Below are 1582 nucleotides of genomic sequence, written 5' to 3'. Positions count from 1 at the left end.
CCATTTAACGCGCCCCCCCCCCCCCCCCATACCACCCCTACACCCCAGGGTTTCGTTTTGTGTTTCTGGCGTACACAACCGGCAATACCACTCACGACCACCGAGCAGCGGGTGAGGGACTCCTTCACCAAACCCCGGCGGGATGCTGACGGGACCCCTCCCAGCGGCGCGTGGCTACCCTCACCCGCGACACGGGAAGGTGGCACATGCTTGTCAGTCAAGGAAAAAGGGGGCAGCTCGCGGCGCTGGCCTGTCTGCTCGCCGCGGGCTGCTCGGCGACCACGCCTGGCCAACCGGCGGTGCCGCCGCCTGGCCAGGTCACCAGGGCGCTCGTCACCTGGGCCGACACACTGTGCTTGACCACGACGTCACTCGAGCGGCTGCAGGCGGAGGCCTCGACCTCCGATCGCGACATCTCGGGCGGCACCGATCCGCGGCTGCCCGGGATGAACGCGCTGAACTACCTCGACCGGACCGCGAGCTCTGTCGAGTACGCGACGAAGTCACTCAAGGAGTTGCAACCGTCGCGCATCGCCGAGGCCGACGCGCACGTCGCGGGGCTCTTGAAGGCGCTCGACGGTCTCAAGCTCCCGCCGAGCGGCGACTCGGCGACGCGGACCGCGCCGGACGACCAGAAGCTCGCCAAGGCCAAGCAGGTGGCGACGGCGGTCGGCACGCTCGGAAAACCCAGGGCGGACCTGGACAACATGGTCAAGAGGACACCCGCCATCGTCACGTCCTACGACCTCGCGCCCGCGTGCGCGCCGGTGGGCCCGTCCGACGCGCCGAAGCGGGTGCTGGTCGGCTGGGCGGACACGCTGTGCCTGACCACGAAAGCGGTGGAAGGTCTGCGCGTCGACGGGTCGCCGATCTCCGACGACCCGCGGTTCGCGCAATTCGCCGGCGCGGAGCTGGCCCACGCCATCGGGTCGGCTTCGACCCAGGTCACGTCGATCGCGCAGCCGCTCGGGGCGCTCACCCCGACCGGCATCCCGGAGGCGGACGCCTTCAAAGCCGACCTGCTGGCCGCGCTCGAAGCGGCCAAGGGACAGCTGCCGCAAACCAGCTTCGGCGGCGCCATGGATCAGCCGATCGCCGAGCTGAAGAGCCAGCTCGCCAAGGCCAGTGCGGTGCTCGACTCGGTGAAACCGAAAGCGCAAGGCCTCCCCGCGCTCGCCGGGCGGCTCCCCCAGCTCGCGGCGGCCTACGATCTCGCGCCGCGATGCACGCCGCTCAACGCTCCCCCGCCGACGCCGACACCGCTGCCAGCCGCGAGCAACGGCACGGACGTCAAGGCGTGCGAAAGCGGGAAATGCCAGGTCGAGGTCTCGGGAACGGTCGAGTTCACGGTGGGAGGGCACAAGTTCAGGGTCGTCGTGACCGACCAGAGCGTCACCGTCTCCGACGACATCAGCCTGTTCCACCTGAGCGGAACCGGCGAGGCATCCTCAGGCCGGGAGGGCAAAATGGTCCACTTCCGGCTTGCCGGTCGCTCACCGACCGCCGCCGTTCTCAACATCTCGACGACGGCCTAGGTGTTCCCTCGTGGTCACCGCGGTGACCACGAGGGAACACCTAGGCC

General features: G+C 69.4%; 1 protein-coding gene. It reads left to right on the top strand.

Translation table 11 applies throughout. The annotated features are described in order from the left end of the window. Positions 1-206: 206 nt before the first annotated feature. On the top strand, positions 207-1535 hold the full coding sequence (locus tag ACFV15_RS05670; protein WP_378348956.1) for a hypothetical protein: 1329 nt from the start codon (positions 207-209) through the stop codon (positions 1533-1535). Positions 1536-1582: the final 47 nt, after the last annotated feature.

This window comes from Amycolatopsis sp. NPDC059657 (assembly GCF_042734395.1).
GTDB lineage: Bacteria > Actinomycetota > Actinomycetes > Mycobacteriales > Pseudonocardiaceae > Amycolatopsis.
The sequence above is the reverse complement of the archived record's forward strand: the minus strand, read 5'-3'. Positions and strand labels throughout refer to the sequence as shown.